General features: G+C 57.0%; 15 protein-coding genes and 1 pseudogene. 4 read left to right on the forward strand and 12 right to left on the reverse strand.

Translation table 11 applies throughout. The features are described from left to right. The first annotated feature begins 36 nt into the window (after nucleotides 1-36). Both KBY97_RS04510 and KBY97_RS04515 read left to right on the forward strand, forming a co-directional pair. Complete coding sequence (locus KBY97_RS04510) at nucleotides 37-180, forward strand: transposase (protein ID WP_255145707.1); 144 nt, start codon at nucleotides 37-39, stop codon at nucleotides 178-180. A 13-nt stretch (nucleotides 181-193) separates the two neighbouring features. Continuing rightward, a pseudogene (locus KBY97_RS04515) lies at nucleotides 194-346 on the forward strand (transposase); the annotation flags it as partial. A 505-nt stretch (nucleotides 347-851) separates the two neighbouring features. Here KBY97_RS04515 and KBY97_RS04520 read toward each other — a convergent pair. The 12 genes from KBY97_RS04520 to nrdJ form a co-directional block, all read right to left on the reverse strand. Further along, complete coding sequence (locus KBY97_RS04520) at nucleotides 852-3,266, reverse strand: rhamnan synthesis F family protein (RefSeq protein WP_255145508.1); 2,415 nt, start codon at nucleotides 3,264-3,266, stop codon at nucleotides 852-854. Between the two features lie 17 nt (nucleotides 3,267-3,283). Then, on the reverse strand, nucleotides 3,284-4,264 hold the full coding sequence (locus tag KBY97_RS04525) for an NAD(P)-dependent oxidoreductase (protein WP_255145509.1): 981 nt from the start codon (nucleotides 4,262-4,264) through the stop codon (nucleotides 3,284-3,286). Between the two features lie 93 nt (nucleotides 4,265-4,357). Further along, nucleotides 4,358-5,518 carry a dTDP-glucose 4,6-dehydratase gene (rfbB, locus tag KBY97_RS04530; RefSeq protein WP_255145510.1) on the reverse strand — a complete coding sequence of 387 codons (1,161 nt, stop codon included), beginning with the start codon at nucleotides 5,516-5,518 and terminating at the stop codon, nucleotides 4,358-4,360. Between the two features lie 166 nt (nucleotides 5,519-5,684). After that, a complete protein-coding gene (locus KBY97_RS04535; protein ID WP_255145511.1) occupies nucleotides 5,685-6,107 on the reverse strand; it encodes a hypothetical protein in 423 nt (140 codons plus the stop codon). Beyond that, nucleotides 6,104-7,021: a dTDP-4-dehydrorhamnose reductase gene (rfbD, locus tag KBY97_RS04540; protein WP_255145512.1), complete on the reverse strand. Its 918-nt coding sequence runs from the start codon at nucleotides 7,019-7,021 to the stop codon at nucleotides 6,104-6,106. Before rfbD ends, KBY97_RS04535 begins: the two co-directional genes overlap by 4 nt. After that, on the reverse strand, nucleotides 7,018-7,467 hold the full coding sequence (locus KBY97_RS04545) for a hypothetical protein (protein WP_255145513.1): 450 nt from the start codon (nucleotides 7,465-7,467) through the stop codon (nucleotides 7,018-7,020). The genes rfbD and KBY97_RS04545 overlap by 4 nt, the downstream gene beginning before the upstream one ends. Before the next feature lie 71 nt (nucleotides 7,468-7,538). Continuing rightward, nucleotides 7,539-8,114, reverse strand: a complete 576-nt coding sequence (gene rfbC / locus KBY97_RS04550; protein WP_255145514.1) for a dTDP-4-dehydrorhamnose 3,5-epimerase — start codon at nucleotides 8,112-8,114, stop codon at nucleotides 7,539-7,541. Beyond that, nucleotides 8,111-9,043, reverse strand: a complete 933-nt coding sequence (gene rfbA, locus KBY97_RS04555) for a glucose-1-phosphate thymidylyltransferase RfbA (protein WP_255145515.1) — start codon at nucleotides 9,041-9,043, stop codon at nucleotides 8,111-8,113. Before rfbA ends, rfbC begins: the two co-directional genes overlap by 4 nt. 218 nt (nucleotides 9,044-9,261) lie before the next feature. Then, nucleotides 9,262-9,912 (reverse strand): adenylyl-sulfate kinase, encoded by a 651-nt coding sequence (gene cysC, locus KBY97_RS04560; protein WP_399217273.1) that lies wholly within the window; start codon nucleotides 9,910-9,912, stop codon nucleotides 9,262-9,264. 42 nt (nucleotides 9,913-9,954) lie between these two features. Then, nucleotides 9,955-10,278: an inositol monophosphatase family protein gene (locus KBY97_RS14725; RefSeq protein WP_315857138.1), complete on the reverse strand. Its 324-nt coding sequence runs from the start codon at nucleotides 10,276-10,278 to the stop codon at nucleotides 9,955-9,957. Nucleotides 10,279-10,352: 74 nt separating this feature from the next. Then, complete coding sequence (locus KBY97_RS14730) at nucleotides 10,353-10,736, reverse strand: inositol monophosphatase family protein (RefSeq protein ID WP_315857139.1); 384 nt, start codon at nucleotides 10,734-10,736, stop codon at nucleotides 10,353-10,355. A 158-nt stretch (nucleotides 10,737-10,894) separates the two neighbouring features. Then, on the reverse strand, nucleotides 10,895-13,189 hold the full coding sequence (nrdJ, locus tag KBY97_RS04570; RefSeq protein ID WP_255145708.1) for a ribonucleoside-triphosphate reductase, adenosylcobalamin-dependent: 2,295 nt from the start codon (nucleotides 13,187-13,189) through the stop codon (nucleotides 10,895-10,897). Between the two features lie 110 nt (nucleotides 13,190-13,299). Here nrdJ and KBY97_RS04575 point away from each other — a divergent pair, with 110 nt between their 5' ends. Together KBY97_RS04575 and KBY97_RS04580 are read left to right on the forward strand one after the other, a co-directional pair. Beyond that, complete coding sequence (locus KBY97_RS04575) at nucleotides 13,300-14,022, forward strand: class I SAM-dependent methyltransferase (protein ID WP_315857140.1); 723 nt, start codon at nucleotides 13,300-13,302, stop codon at nucleotides 14,020-14,022. A 63-nt stretch (nucleotides 14,023-14,085) separates the two neighbouring features. Continuing rightward, complete coding sequence (locus KBY97_RS04580) at nucleotides 14,086-14,928, forward strand: hypothetical protein (protein ID WP_255145518.1); 843 nt, start codon at nucleotides 14,086-14,088, stop codon at nucleotides 14,926-14,928. The last annotated feature ends 1 nt before the right edge of the window (nucleotide 14,929 follow it).

The following is a 14,929-nucleotide window of genomic DNA, read 5'->3' on the forward strand; positions in this document are numbered from 1 at the left end:
CGTGCCTATAGCGATGGCTGGGAAGCAGAGATCAGCCTGGCCCGCTTCTTCTGGAGGTATGGCCATGTAAGACCACACAGCGCACTGGGAGGCAAAACTCCCCAAGAGGTCTACACTGAGACCAAACACTGTTCCTCCCGTCCTGGGTTAACGATGTCAGGGGCCGAATCTGTCCAGTAAAAGGCACCCACCTCAGGTCAAGGAAGCACGGGGCCTGCGGCGTTTCCTGCTGCGGGGCCTGGAGAAGGTGACTGGCGAGTGGCACCTGATCGCCGCCACGCATAACCTACTGAAGTTGTTCCGGCTCACGCGATCGCAGCAGGCGCTGGCGGCAGTGGCGGGATGAAGGCATCAACCCTGGCAGCATCGGCCAGGGTTGAATCAGATCAACATCGCCATGGCTCAGGGAGCTGGAGCTCTATGGGCAACAAATTCCTAGCGTCCCTTGCGCAGCCAGGACGAGGCGTGCTGTTGGGCCTTCGCATTTTGACTGGTCCAACCTTCGGCACTACCACAGCGCCATACGGGTTGTGACGCATGATCAGTGCCAAGCGGTCAGGTTGTTGCGACTTGCCGTCACCTTGCCCGTGTTTCCGAGCATTTCCGCCAGCGACACTCCCGCTGCTGGAGCCGGGGCACTTACTGCTGGCGTCAGAGGGGGTGGAACGGAACAACTCGCCACAGCCAGAAATTGAGGTCAAATCAGGTACGTTGAGCATGGCCGCCTGAACAGCAGCATGGCATGCATCATTCTTGTCAGTTACCGAAGCTGCTCCTGTCGACTTTGCAAATTTCTCTTGATCCTTTGATCGGGTTTCCCTGCAGAACTCAGACCAAGAAAGGCTGAATGGCTATCTGACGGTTCCCGGTGGTGGAAGAATTAGTCCTATGTTCTGACCAGTGAGTGAAGCAAGCAATGGAAAACATCTTTCCATTGCATGAAGCAGTGTCCCGTCATACGGGAGTGGTTCTTTCACTTCAGAAGGATGTACCAGTCCAATCAACCTTGCGATGTATTTCTTTGCAAACTGAGTTTCAGATATGAATATGCAGCCACAAGGGTAAGAAAACACCATCTCCTTTTCGATGGCGCCAATAGGAAGGTGAACGATTGATGCGTTGCTCAAGCGATTGAGCAATTCAATTATTCCAGCAGTGTTTCTTCCAAGTTGTTGAAAGGATGGCTCTAGCGGATAGGCAAATGCAATATCTTGCTCATTCATCATCGATAGTGTCTTCATTATGTGGTGATCATTCTCTTCTTTTCCGAATATTGTTCGGAGTAAGTATTCGTTCCATTTCTCAATGATCAGGGAGTCAGTGTGAGTACTCTTCTTGGTGTGGAGATGAATAAAATATTGTGACTTCAAGTGATTTATCACATGGCTGATGGGTAGAATATTGCGTCCGACATTTGGAACTTCAATAAACACAAGATTGAGGCTTGAGTTAAATTCAGCAAGGCGCAGAGAAGGATCCAACTCACCGGGGAAAGTGATAAAAATATTTGAAGGTGGATTCCCTAGGGATTCGAGGCGCTTAATTAAGCGTAAAGCGACATCAGGATAAAAGGCATGGATATGAACGTCATACGTAACCTCTGATGCTTGGCGTACTTGATTAGGGTCGAGTATAGAAACAATATGGGGGTGACTACTGCTCAAGAAGTTCGATATTGCTGGAGAGAATGCATCACGGAGAAATGCTCGGTAAGTGTACTTCGCAACTAGTGGTGTTTGAACTTTAGTGAAATAGCCCCAGTATGCATGAAGCCCAGCAACGATAGCCCCATATTGTGATTGCCGTTCTCGAAATTGATAAGATACAAAATGTGATCCATACTCTTGAAGCACATCATTCCATCCTTGCCTATTCAGCAAGCGTGCCTTGCTGCTAACGGAATCATAGATAGAGTTTGCGTACTCTGCTTCGTTTCGTATGGCGGAAGCATACTGTTCTTTTGTAAGAAAAGTATTGATCAGACTCGCAATACTTTGATGGACTCTCTGCATCTCTGGCTTCGGTTTTGATATGAAATCCATGAGTCTGACTGCGCTAGTGTGGATACTCTTTGGATCGAGAACTAGACAATCTAGACCATTCTGAAGAAAATACTCTTCGTGTCCGTTGTGCCCTGAAAGAACAAAAGCAGGTGTGTGACTGCATAATGAATCCAGCACAACATTCGGAAGGGGATCAACAGTCGAAGTGGATAGAAAGATATGAGAGTCTACAATGTAGTCCAAATAGTTATCGCAGAGAGGTAAGATCTCGATCTGCAGATTGTCTAATTCTCTTTGCAGCCATTTCGCTTTGCTTTTGATATAGAGAGAATATTCAGTCTCGTGTTCAGGCAGGCCAATCCAAGTAGCACTTATCATTAAGTTGGGTAACGACTGGTTCGCCTTCACTAGTCGGGCCAGCTCAGCGATTATTTCGATGAACAAATGGACACCCTTGCGGGGTTGAATATGTCCTGCCCCTGTAATGTTAAGTTGAAAAAAATCCACTCCAAATACAGGATAGTCTGTAGGTAAAGTGTATTCCTTTGTTAGGGTGGACTGTAGTGGTTGTGGTAGTCTTTTCAGCTTTTGGTATGACAAGTATTTGTCAGCATCTGCCTGAAGTGCAAGTAGCCACCCATTCTTCACATACTCGCTGGAGTAAATGACTGATTGAGACGCTGCTAGTAGTCGATCTAGCTTTTCGTACCCATAGTAGTATGGATGTTCATGTAATAGAGTGCATGAACCTTTCTCGAGAGCATCGCATAGGCCAATGATAAATTCCGATGTTTCCAACGTGCTTCCAATTATGCCGGTAGCATTGTCGATGCAACCCAGTTCTGTTAACCATTTGCCAAGAAGAAATCCCCAGTAGCCTGAACGTGAGAGTGGGCTGCTGAAGTTAATGACGATGACACCTTCTAGGTTGCTGAAGATATAGTTAGTCCCAAAACTGATTAAAATAACAGTATCGTTTTGCGCAAGACTCTGCGCTAGATTCTTGCAAACGACAGGAGCTCCTGACTTGCTGCCTTCATGCGAGATAATGATATTCTTGATCGTTGTATTCAGCAGCTGATCGGCAACTGATGATATGTAGTCGATTCCACCGTGGTCAACAACTGCCGACCAAATCGAAAGAGCGTATTTTGATGCCTCACTGGAGTTAACGATTGCTGAAAGCTTACGTTTAATTTCGTGCGTTGGCAGCTCTCGAAACTGAGGATTTAGCAGAGCAAACTCAAATTCTTCTTTGTGCAACGAGTTAGGATTCTGCATTAAATTGCTCCTGCTTTCGCGCGTTCCCACTTGATTGTTGCACAAATCCCTTCTGTTAATGTATACTTTGGGAGGAAGCCGGTCAAGCTTTGAAGCAGTGATATATCCAGTGCGAATTTCAAGTTATCGTGACTCTTGGAAGGAACGATCTGAATCAGTGCTTCGGAGCCAAGCTGAGTGCTGGATGACTCAATAATTTCTGTTAGTGAATGTGTTGAGCCAGATCCGACGTTTACGGCGCAATGCCCAACAGTGTCGTAAACTGTCAGGTCGATGATTGCTCGAGTTGTGTCTCTTATGTATATGTAGTCTTTTTGGATAATGTCAGGATCTCCGTAGATCGTTGTATGTCGGTGGTGGAGCATATTTCTGATGAAAACGTTAATGAAGCCGTGACGTGGTGACGTATGGTACTCTCCATATGGATTGCTTGTTCTCGCGCTGATAACTTCAAGATCTCCCTTTCGGGAGTGAAACGCAATCACATCTTCGCACATCTGCTTACCTAGTCCATACTTAGATGTTGGCCTTGGCTCGGTTTTTTCGGAAGAGGTTGACATTGCGTCTGTGTATAGCGCTCCCCCTGATGAAATGTAAATATACTTGAAAATGCCTTTGCGTGCTGCTATTCGTATCCTTTGGTCAAGTCGGATTGCTTCTATGAGATAATCGCTGTCATCCGTGCTAGAAGGCTTTAGTGACGATGCGCAGTCGATTACCGTATCTACAGATGAAAAGAGGTCATCTAGAATCCCATGGTTGTTTGCGTCTCCTTCCTCCATAAGCGAAGTGAGTTGATCATTCCTCCACATACTTCGTGACTGCCTGGTTAGCCCTCGAGCGGGTATACTCAGCTCTTTGGCAGTCTTCAGCATCGCATAGCCAATAAAACCAGAGCAGCCAAGGACACCTATGATTGGTTTGTGTCTATTGGATAGTGATTTTGATGGGCTCTGCATGTTGGCGAAACTGTTGGTCATCTTGAGCAATTGGGCTAGTTCTTTCTGCTAGCGCTTGAGCCCTGTGGTTTCTGTTTTGCAGTGCTGAAGGCGACTATTGGTTTGATGCGTATTCTACACGGCATCCTGTTGGCTGGACTGACTATCGGGGTTGAGTACCCCTAGCCTTCTTCCGCTGAGCCCTCCCTGTTGGGAAACGCGATCACACCAGCCACGCTCTTGGAGGTACCAGCGTACTGTAGATGCTAAGCCATCTTCAAAGCTGTGCCTGGGGTACCAACCCAGTTCATTGCTGATGCGGCTTGGGTCAATGGCGTAGCGCCGGTCATGGCCGGGTCGATCAGCAACAGGGGTGATCAACTTGCTGTGTGTTGAGTCTGCAGGGAGTAACCGGTCAAGCTCAAAGCAGATGGCTTCAACCACTTGCTTGTTTGTGCGTTCACCGTGCCCCCCAACACAGTAGCTCTCGCCAACTCTTCCCTGCGTGGCGGCTAAGAGCAGGGCATCCACGTGGTCTTCTACGTAAAGCCAGTCGCGAATGTTCTGACCATCTCCGTAGAGGGGGATTGATGCACCAGCAGCAGCTTTGAGTATCACTACCGGGATCAGCTTCTCAGGGAATTGCCAAGGGCCGTAGTTGTTACTGCAGTTGGTGAGCACCACCGGCAGTCCGTAGGTGTGGTGCCAGGCATTCACAAAGTGGTCGCTGGCGGCTTTGCTCGCTGAGTACGGGCTACGTGGGTCGTACGGGGTCGTTTCACAGAAACGTCCTTCCGCGCCAAGTGACCCGAACACCTCGTCAGTGCTGATGTGATGGAATCGGAAGCTGGCACGACGATCTTCGCTCAGCCTGTCCCAGTGGGCACGCACCGCCTGAAGCAGGTTAAATGTTCCTGTCACATTGCTCTCGATAAAGGCACCCGGCCCCTCGATCGAGCGGTCTACGTGGCTCTCTGCAGCCAGGTGCATCACCAGATCGGGGTCGGCCTGTTGAATAGCTTCTGCTGTGGCCTCAGCGTTGGTCAGATCCACCCGGAGCAATTGGTGGCGGCTTTCCCCACTGGTTTTCAGTTCTTTGAGCACCTGCTCAATGCTTGTGAGGTCGCTGGCATAACCACACTTGTCCAGGTTGAACACCAAAGCTTCACTGTCGCGCAAAAGGCGTCGTACCACCGCCCCACCGATGAAGCCAGCGCCCCCTGTCACGAGGATACGGCGACGCTGACCAAGCAGCGCAGAAACTGAAGGCATCGACGCGGTGGTGGAATTGGACATTATTTGGGGGGAAGCAGCAGTGTCGAAATGAATGCGGTTTGGGATCTGAAAATACCCTACGGTGGATTAAGTATCTGAGCAATGAACACCGGAGATCTCGTTCGCCGTTTCAGGCCCTTTTCCTTGGCGGTGCGTTGATGTTCAATGGATTTCATTTGATGCCTCTCTAAGTGGAATCACTGCCTTCCTTTGATTCGGCCCTCTGGTCAACACTCCAGGTATACGGGTCATCCTCAAAGAAGAAAGATTCGCCTTCTTGGCTGATACTTGTTTCCCATCCATAAATGAGTGCACCAATCTTTTGCTGGGGCATAATGGACGTAATCAATGGACTTGGAGCAAGCTTGGAGCAAAGGAGAAGGACGAACTCTGAACAATAGAACAACGATCCTGAGCAGCCTAATGAATCAGTCGTTTGAGTCGTTTCAGCTGATGCTGAGAGTGGCTTGCTGTTGGTCAACCTGGCTTTGGGTCCGACTTTTCCGCGAACAAGAGCCATCAACTCACGCGGTTTCTGTTGCCCTTCAACTGTTGGGAGATACCTGGCTTCAGCCGCCAGATGCCGTGATGAAGGAAACAGCTTGCTCATTCCATCGCCTCCATCAATTGCCGTAGAGCCTGCCTCCAATGGGTGGGTTGCAGATCAAGAATACGCCGTGCTTCTGTGCAATTCATCAGAGAATAGCTTGGCCGCTTCGCAGGCACTGGGTATTCCGCTGTGGTGATTGGATTAACGAGGGCTGGTTGCACCAAAAGCCCAAGCTCTGCCGCGAGTTCGCCAATAGCCACAGCAACGTCGTACCAGCTGGCGGCTCCCGCATCACTCCAATGGAGAACAGGGGGCAGACTTTCCTTCCTCGGGCTTGCAGATGTTTCCACTATCCGCCAGCAGGCCGCCGCTAAGGTCTGGGTACTGGTTGGGCAGCCCACCTGATCCGCGACTACTCCCAGTGATTGTCCGTGGGCTCCCCGTTCACGGTGCAGGCGGAGCATTGTTCTTGCAAAATTTGCGCCCACTGGGCCCATTACCCAGCTTGTACGGAGGATCACATAGCGATCACTGCCACCCAACACCTGTTCAACCGCTTCCTCCCCTGCCGCCTTCGTCGATCCGTAGACACCCAGTGGATCCCTAGCCTGCTCAGGCAGATAGGGGCTGCCTTGACGGCCGTTGAACACAAAATCCGTGCTCACCTGCAACAACCTGCCACCGGTCTCTCGTAGTGCCTTGGCGAAGGCCCGGGGCGCGTTCCCGTTTACAGCCAACGCCAGTTCAGGCTCGCTTTCTGCTTTGTCAACAGCTGTGTAGGCGCCAGCATTGAGCACCCAATCCGGCTGGTGCTTCAGCACCATGGCGCGGCAGGCTTCCCCATCTGACAAGTCCAAGGTGTGCAGACCATCGCCACCCATGCGGCACGTGGCGATCAGTTCAACACCCTCAGGCTTGAATGTGTTCAGCGCTTGCCCAAGTTGGCCTGTCGTTCCAGTGAGTAGGATTTTCATGACTCCCCTTCATTGCAGGTTATTGGTGAAGTCTTGACTTCATTGATTTCCTCCTCGATACGGTAATGTTTGGTGACTTGTTTGGCGCCATGCTGCACGATAGCATCATGATGATGTGTTTCCTCGGAAAGATTCGATGGCACGCTTGTTATTTCTTCGTCAAAACCAGCAATTGTAGTGATCTGGCGATTGCTCTCCCCGAGATAGTTTTGGCAATGTCCCCAGTCAACCTTGCTCAGGTAGGCCCCAAAGAGATCACCTGCGAGGGTGTGTCTTTCAAGTTTTGAGAAGGAAAGCTGGCGTAGTAAATAAAGAAACTGATCGTAATCTGTAGTTGGGTGCGCCTGGCGGGACTGGTTGGTTGGTGTCTGTCTTGTCCTTGTGGTTAGTTGTTGAGTTCGCTTGCGTTTGTGATGCCACACGATTCCAGAGAAATGACCTGCCAACAGCTCCAAAGCCTCTGACCGCCTCCTGTTGCAGTCTGCGACCCTTATTGGCGTGTGCAGACCCTGGATGTTCATGAGAACACGTCTCCAGCCGCCACTGCCTCGTCCAGGTCTGGGGCCCCGGCGTCCTTCTCCGCCAGTATGGGTTTCATGGTTTCTAGTGGCCAAGCGATCGCCAATTGGGAATCGTTCCAGAGCAGCGACCGCTCGCATGCTTTGTTCCAGAACCCGCTTGCTTTGTACAATACATCCGCCATTTCACTTAACACCAAAAAGCCGTGAGCAAACCCTGCCGGAACCCAAAGCTGCTGATGATTGTCAGCACTCAACTCGGCTGCAACCCATTGTCCGAAGGTGCTTGATCCAATGCGCAGATCCACCGCCACATCAAAGATGGCTCCATATGTGCACCGCACCAGTTTACCCTGCGTGACCGGAGGGAGTTGGTAATGCAGTCCTCTCAGGACTCCTTTCTGTGACTGGGAGTGGTTGTCCTGCTTGAAAACTGGAGCATCTTCGGGAGCCAGCCCTAAGGCATCGGCAAAGCTGTTAGAATTCCAGCTTTCGTAGAAATATCCCCGGTCGTCTTTGATGAGCTTTGGCGTAATCAAGACTGGACCTTCAATTGTAAATGTTTCTACCTTCATGGCCGGACTCTCTCGGCGGCTCCCGTGGCTGGTGGCGTTTGCATTCGTTCGGCTAACATTGTCATCAAGTAATTTCCATAGCCACTCTTTTTTAGCGGTTGTGCGAGTTTTTCCAGTTGCTCATCACTGATCCAGCCCTGTCTCCAAGCCACCTCTTCTGGGCATCCGACTTTCAATCCTTGTCTGTGCTCAAGTGTTCGGATGTAGCTGGCTGCTTCGTGGAGTGAATCAGGAGTTCCCGTATCCAGCCATGCCATTCCTCTGCCCATGAGTTCTACCCGAAGCTGTCCGTCGTCAAGATACAGTTGATTCAAGTCTGTTATCTCAAGCTCACCTCGTAGAGAAGGTTTCAGTGACTTGGCGCGTTCACTTACAGTGTTGTCATAATAGTACAGGCCTGTGAGTGCGTAGCGGGATTTGGGCTTTGCTGGTTTTTCCTCGATGCTACGTACCCGGCCATCGGCTTCGAATTCAACGACTCCATAGCGCTCTGGGTCGCTGACGGGATAGGCGAAGACACTTGCCCCTTTGCTGGATTCGCCGGCCGATACTAGCTGCGGCACCAAGTCATGTCCATGGAACAGATTGTCGCCAAGAACCAGGGCGCCCGGACAATTACTCAGGAATGATTCACCGATCAAAAAGGCCTGAGCCAGTCCGTCTGGGCTGGGTTGGATGGCGTATTCAATGCTCATACCCCACTGCTGGCCGCTGCCGAGCAACCTTTGAAAAGAGGAAAGGTCATTGGGGGTTGTGATGATAAGAACCTCTGAAATCCCTCCCAGCATCAGGGTGCTGAGGGGGTAGTAGATCATTGGCTTATCGTAGACAGGCATCAGTTGTTTGCTGACGGCTGTGGTAAGGGGTGCCAGGCGGGTGCCGCTTCCGCCGGCAAGGATGATTCCCTTTCGGCTGAGGTCTTTGGTCATTTGATGATCTTCCGACATCGTTGACGGAGCTTGGCTGAGCTTCGCTTGTATCTACCTTACCATTAGACCATGTACGGCTCAATCCGGCTTGTTCGGGGTGGACAATCGCTTGTGTCCCTCCTGCTTGCCTGCAAAAGTAGGGGTATGGTTTGGTGGAACTAGTTCCTTGTCCCTGTCCGCTACCCGCTTCGGCTTGGTTGCGTCACAGTTTCCGCCGATCAGCCAGCGGCTTTGGCTCTGAGGATTCCTCTCCCTTCAAGCTCGCAGATCACTTGTTCCACGCAATCCTGTAGGTTTCGCTTTCCTGATTCCACGCGCAATTCAGGAGCCATGGGAGCTTCATAGGGGCTTGAAATTCCTGTGAACTCCTTGATCTGGCCAGCTCGCGCCTTGGCATAAAGTCCCTTCGGATCTCTACTTTCGCAAGCTTCAAGATCAGCTGCGCAGTGAATCTCAATGAAATCCCCCGCGTTCACTAGGGCACGCGCCTTGTCGCGGTCGGCGCGGAAGGGGGAGACGAACGCCGTTAGCACGATTACGCCCGCATCGAGGAACAGCTTGGCGACTTCTCCGATCCGGCGGATGTTCTCCTCCCGGTCGTGATCTGAGAAGCCCAGGTCCTTGCAGAGGCCGTGGCGGATATTGTCGCCGTCGAGCACATAGCTGCTGAGCCCGCGGGCGAACAGTTCCGCATTCACCGCATTGGCCAGGGTGCTCTTGCCGCTGCCCGAAAGGCCGGTGAACCAGAGGATGGCGCTGTTGTGGCCCTGCCTCTCCGCTTGCCGGGTGCGATCCACCGAGGCCTGATGCCACACGATGTTGCTGGATTTGATCACGTCGTTGGCTTCACCGCTTGCATTCACTGGCATGGAAGGATCGGCTGGGTACAGGAGTGGGGAACACCGCCTGGCTCAGAGCACCGCCTCTGGATCGATGCGGGCCATGGCTGCTGCCGCGGCATCGCATAGAACTTTATGGGCGGGTCCGTGGCTGGCAATCAGGCAACCGGCCTGGCGGAAGTTCCCAGTGTTGTACAGCAGGGGCTGCCCATCGGCATGGGTGAAGGCGCCCCCTGCTGCCAGCAGCACCGCTTCGGGGGCCGCCATGTCCCAGTCTTTCGGCGCTGTTTTGCCGGAGAGGGAGATGTAGAGGTCGGTTTCGCCCCGCAGGATCGACGCCACCTTGCCCCCCACACTCCCGCGCGCGATGCCGCTGGCGATCGGCAGGGAGGCCATCAGTTGTTCCAACCGATCGTCGCGGTGGCTGTGGCTGCTGACGGGAATCAGGCTCGACAGTGCCGTGCGCCCGCTCAGGGAAGGAAGTTGCCATTCCCCATCCGGTGTTTCCTTACAGCCACGGGGAGCTCGATGCCGCTGGGGTCGATCCAACCGAACCAGAGTTCATCAAGCTCCGGCAGCAACACCACGCCGAGGGAAGGCAACTGCTGGTGCACCAGGGCGAGATGCACGGCGTATTCGCCGTTGACTTCTAGGACGTCCTTGGTGCCATCGAGGGGGGCGAGGATCCAGAGCCAATGGTTGGCGATGGCCTGATTGGCCGGCCACTGGCCCGTGGTTTCCTCGCTGAGGATGGCCCTGCTGGCGGCGGGAAAGGCGTTTTGCAGCCCCTTGATCAAATGCTCATTGACGGCCAGATCGGTGGCCCTGACTAGCCCTTTGGGTTCCTCACCCACCGAAAGGATGGGCGGATAGCAAAACAGAGGGTTTCCGCGTGGGCATAGGCCTGCAGGGTGGCTGCCGGCTCCCAGCAAAGCCGTCGCACGGCAGGGAGCCCCGGTGCGGCGTTGTGGCCGGCGAGGGTGCCACTGGCGAAAACAGCTCGTTCATGGGGTCAGGGCTTGGCCAGCGGCAGCAGGCACTTGTCAGAGTCGCAGCCCGCGGGGCCCGCCTCCACCAGTTCGCCGTTGTCGTAGCGCTGCAGCGAGACGAAGAAATCCAGCTCGCGGCGGCGCGACGCCACCTCCTCTTGCAGGCGCTGATAGGTGGCCTGGTCGATCGGCTCGAATGGCAGTCGCGGGAAGGTGGCGTTGGCATCAAAGCGCGCCAGCAGCGCCGCCGAGATGTAACCCTTGCCTTGATCGATCGCCGCGTGAATGGCTTCCGCGAGGGGTTCGATCTCGTTTTCGCGGAACTCGACCGTGGCGGAGGTGTTGTGGGCGGTGTAGTGCTGCTGCACCTGCATGTAGAAATCGAACTGGGCCAGGGCCGAGAAGTTGTTGATCTCCACCGCATCGGCGCCCGGCAGGTTGGCCCAGCTCACTTCGGTGGGGATTTCCACCAACCACTCGGTGCAGCGGGAATCGAACGGATCATCCAGCAGGCGGCCCTGCTCGTCCTTGTCCGATTGGCTCGGCACGATCGTGTAGCCGTAATCCATGCAGGCCAGCGCCACCGGATCGTTTTTGCGGAAGGTGATGCGGCGGATGAAGCGTTGGGCCTTGGGCGGATGCCAGCCGGGGCTGGCGCCGGTGAGCAGGCTCTTGGTACCGGCGGGCTGCACCGTGGTGCAGCGGTTGGGGCGGCGCAGGCCGTGGCGGTCGCAGTAGTCCCACACGGCTTCGTTCACGGCCGTCTTCCAGCGGCTCAGGTAGGCGGCTTCCTGTTGCTTGAACGCCAGCCCGGCCTCGGTGTCGGGACGGCCCGCCTCCCACCAGGTGAGCCAGGGGGTGCCGAAGGCATGCACGAAGAAATCGAACAGGCCGGTGAAGCTGACGCCCACGATCGGATCCCAGGCACGGCTCTGGCGGTAACGCTCCACCTCGAAGCGGTGGTTCAGCAGGCAGGCCACCGCCAGGCCGGCGGCGCGGAAGGCATCGGCCTGGCCCTCGTGGTCGGCGGGATCGATCTGGTTGAGGTGAATCTCCGCCAGGTTGCAGTGGAAATCAGCGCCGAGGATTTCGCCGCAGGGGTTGAGGCCATAGCGGCTGAGGCGGTGCTCCAGTTCTGCGCCGGTGATCTGCGGATGGTTGAGCTGCAGCCAGCGGCCCGCCTCCTCACGGCCCTGATCGCAGTAGATGGTGATGAATTCGCTGCGCAACTCAGGCGTGGTGAGCAGGTCGGCGTTCGAGCGGGCGATCGCTTCGGGGGCGAACTGGATCGCTCCTTCGCCGCTCTGGAACTGCTTGAGCACCGCTTCCCGCACCACCTCGCGGCTGGGGCGCGTGTGGAACACGCGGGTGTGGTTGGCCATGCGCAGGGCATCGCGCTCGGGGTCGATGCGCCAGTTGCCTTCGGCGTCCTGCTGCCAGAGGTTCTCCTTGGCGCCAGCGGCGGAGGAGTCGTCGGCGCAGAACTGCCGCATGCCGGCACTGCGGCGGATGTTGCCGGCCACAATCGTGACGGCCGCCTCATCGATCAACAGGCAGCATTCCACCGAGCTGAGCTGGCGGCCATTGGCCTTGTTGAGAATCTCGGCGACGCGTCCGTAGAGGTCTTTGAGCTTTACGGGGTTGGCCATGCCGCCGAACCCCTTGAGTGTTTCGCCCACCGGCCGCACATCGGAGAGGTCAACGCTGACCGTCACCTCGCCGTCGAAGCGGGCATCGCTGCTGAGCTCGAGGAGGAGCTGGTAGCTGTCGACCCAGCCCCGACGGGTGTCGCCCACCTTGATCGCCACCTCGTGGCCCGTGATCGTGTGGCTGGTGTGCTCCTGGCGCTGGCCGGCGGGAGTGGCGCCGATGTCGGTGACGGAGGCGATCCGCAGGCGGTTGCGCACCGCAGGCAAGCGCTCGATCAGCCGCGGCTCGATGATGGCGCCCGTGCCGCAGCCCATCATCGCCAGGTCCATCATCAGACCGAAGGCTTCCCAGTCGATCAGGTTGGTGGACGTGCAGTTGTAGGCGCCGGAGAAGTTCTGGGGCTGCTCGATCCAGTCGGTGCCGCCGATCCACAGCCACCGCCCAGAGGGCAGCGCCTTCTGCCCCTTCTGCATCCGGCGCAGCAGGGCCACTTCCTCGGCGTTGAGGTTGCCGAGCTTGCGCAGGCCCTCGAGGTTGCGTTCGCTCACCTCCTGCCAGCTCTCGCGCCCGTTCGGGGTTTTGCGGCTGTACGTGCGGTAGAAGACCGGGTTCGCCGCCGGGGCCGTGACGGGGAAATCTGCAGCGTCGGCGTCTGGCAGGCCGGCCAGCCGGGAGAGCTCGGCCGCAGTGGCAGGCGTGGCGGAGAGGGTCACGGAAACAGGGGCACGGGGCGCGTGGAAAAACCATAACCCCACCTGTGGGGTGCGCAAGGTTCATCGTGCACCAGTGGCAGTGTCTGCGCCAGGCTGGCGGTGCTGCGGCGATGGCCATGGAGCGGATCTGCGAGCCCGAGCTGATGGACGACGCCGAGCAGGCGCGCGCCTATGCCGACGCCGACTTCGCCGCCGGTGACCGCGCCCTGCTGGACCGCCTTGAAGCGTTGTTCGGGCCCCAGCTGGGGCCGCGGATCATCGATCTGGGTTGCGGACCCGGCAACATCAGCTTTCTGCTGGCGGAGCGTTACCCCACGGCCCGGGTGCTGGGCCTCGATGGCGCCCCCGCCATGCTGGCGATCGCCGCCGCACGCCTGCCGGCCACGCCGGCCCGCTGGCCTGGATTGAGCTTTCAGCACCTGCTGCTGACGCCGGGGGGTGCCCTGCCCGACGAAGGCCGCTGGACGGCGGTGGTCAGCAACAGCCTGCTGCACCATCTGCATGATCCGCTGGTGCTGTGGCAGGCGGTGCGCCGGCTGGCGGCCCCCGGAGCGGCCATCTGCATCAAAGACCTGCGCCGTCCGGAGGATGCGGCGGCCCTCGACACGCTGGTGCAGCGCCATGCCGCCGCTGCTCCGCCCGTGCTGCGGCGCGACTACGCCCTGTCGCTGCGGGCGGCCTTTCGCCGCACGGAGGTGGAGGCCCAGCTCCAGCGGGCGGGGATCGAGGGGTTGGCGGTGCGGGAGCTCGACGACCGCTACCTGGAAATCTGGGGACGGTTGGGCTGAACGGCGCTCACCTGCTCGCTGCCGCTAAACCAAAGGGGCTTCATTGCTGCTGCACCTCCTTCCGTGCCGCCCCACGCCCGCCGCTGGCGCTGGCCCCGGGGACTTGCCCTTGCGCTGGCCCTACCCACCGCTGCTGCCACCGCTGCTGCCACCGCTGCTGCTGCAGCCGCTCTTGCCATTGCCGTTGTGGCAGCGGCCACGGGGTTCGGCCCACTGGCGAGTGCGCCGGCGGCGGCCCAGGCCCTGCGCCCTCCCGCCTGGTTGCAGGAGCCTCCGGCCAGCGTCGGGCCAATCCGGCCCACCTGGGAGGCGCTGCTGTTCGCCCGGCTCGACGCGGGCGATCAGGCCTGGTTGCCCCGCCCGCAGCGGTTGCCCGATGGCCGTATCCGTTATGTCTACCGGCAGCGTCGCGGCGAGCGGGACCTCACCATGGCCCAGATCCACGACCTCTTGCGCCATCCGCCCCGCTTCACAGCTGAACGGGCCGCCATCACCGCCCTGCTGGCTCAGCTCTGGGGCCTGGGGGTGCGGGTGGAACTGACCACCCCGCGGGTGGCGGCAGCAGCCGGCGAATGGGTGCCCCGAGAAGCGGTGATCCGGATCCGGCCTGACGTGCCCGACCGCGGCACGCTTGATTTCGCCGCCGTGCTCAACCACGAGGCGATCCATGTGGCCCAGAGCTGCCGGGCCGGCGGTCTGCGGCGGCCGCCCATCCCCCTGGGCCTGCCGGTGCGTTTATCCGCGGAAGCGCGGGAGCTGCTCGCCCAGCCCCTTTACGCCCGCATCCCACCGCGGGTGCGCCAGCTGGAGCAGGAGGCCTTCAGCCATCAGCAGGACCTGGCCCTCGGCGCCCAGCTGCTGCGCACCCTCTGCCGGCCGGACAACCGCCCCGGCCTGGCAGGCTGAG

The organism is Synechococcus sp. ATX 2A4, assembly GCF_024346375.1.
Classification (GTDB): Bacteria; Cyanobacteriota; Cyanobacteriia; order PCC-6307; family Cyanobiaceae; genus MW101C3.

Excerpts from the sequence above, each read along its gene's own strand:
- rfbB (WP_255145510.1), bottom strand. The coding sequence starts at position 5,518 with ATGTCCAATTCCACCACCGCGTCGATGCCTTCAGTTTCTGCGCTGCTT.
- KBY97_RS14725 (WP_315857138.1), bottom strand. The coding sequence starts at position 10,278 with ATGGCCTCCCTGCCGATCGCCAGCGGCATCGCGCGCGGGAGTGTGGGG.
- rfbD (WP_255145512.1), bottom strand. The coding sequence starts at position 7,021 with ATGAAAATCCTACTCACTGGAACGACAGGCCAACTTGGGCAAGCGCTG.
- KBY97_RS04535 (WP_255145511.1), bottom strand. The coding sequence starts at position 6,107 with ATGAGCAAGCTGTTTCCTTCATCACGGCATCTGGCGGCTGAAGCCAGG.
- cysC (WP_399217273.1), bottom strand. The coding sequence starts at position 9,912 with ATGCCAGTGAATGCAAGCGGTGAAGCCAACGACGTGATCAAATCCAGC.
- rfbA (WP_255145515.1), bottom strand. The coding sequence starts at position 9,043 with ATGACCAAAGACCTCAGCCGAAAGGGAATCATCCTTGCCGGCGGAAGC.
- KBY97_RS04525 (WP_255145509.1), bottom strand. The coding sequence starts at position 4,264 with ATGACCAACAGTTTCGCCAACATGCAGAGCCCATCAAAATCACTATCC.
- rfbC (WP_255145514.1), bottom strand. The coding sequence starts at position 8,114 with ATGAAGGTAGAAACATTTACAATTGAAGGTCCAGTCTTGATTACGCCA.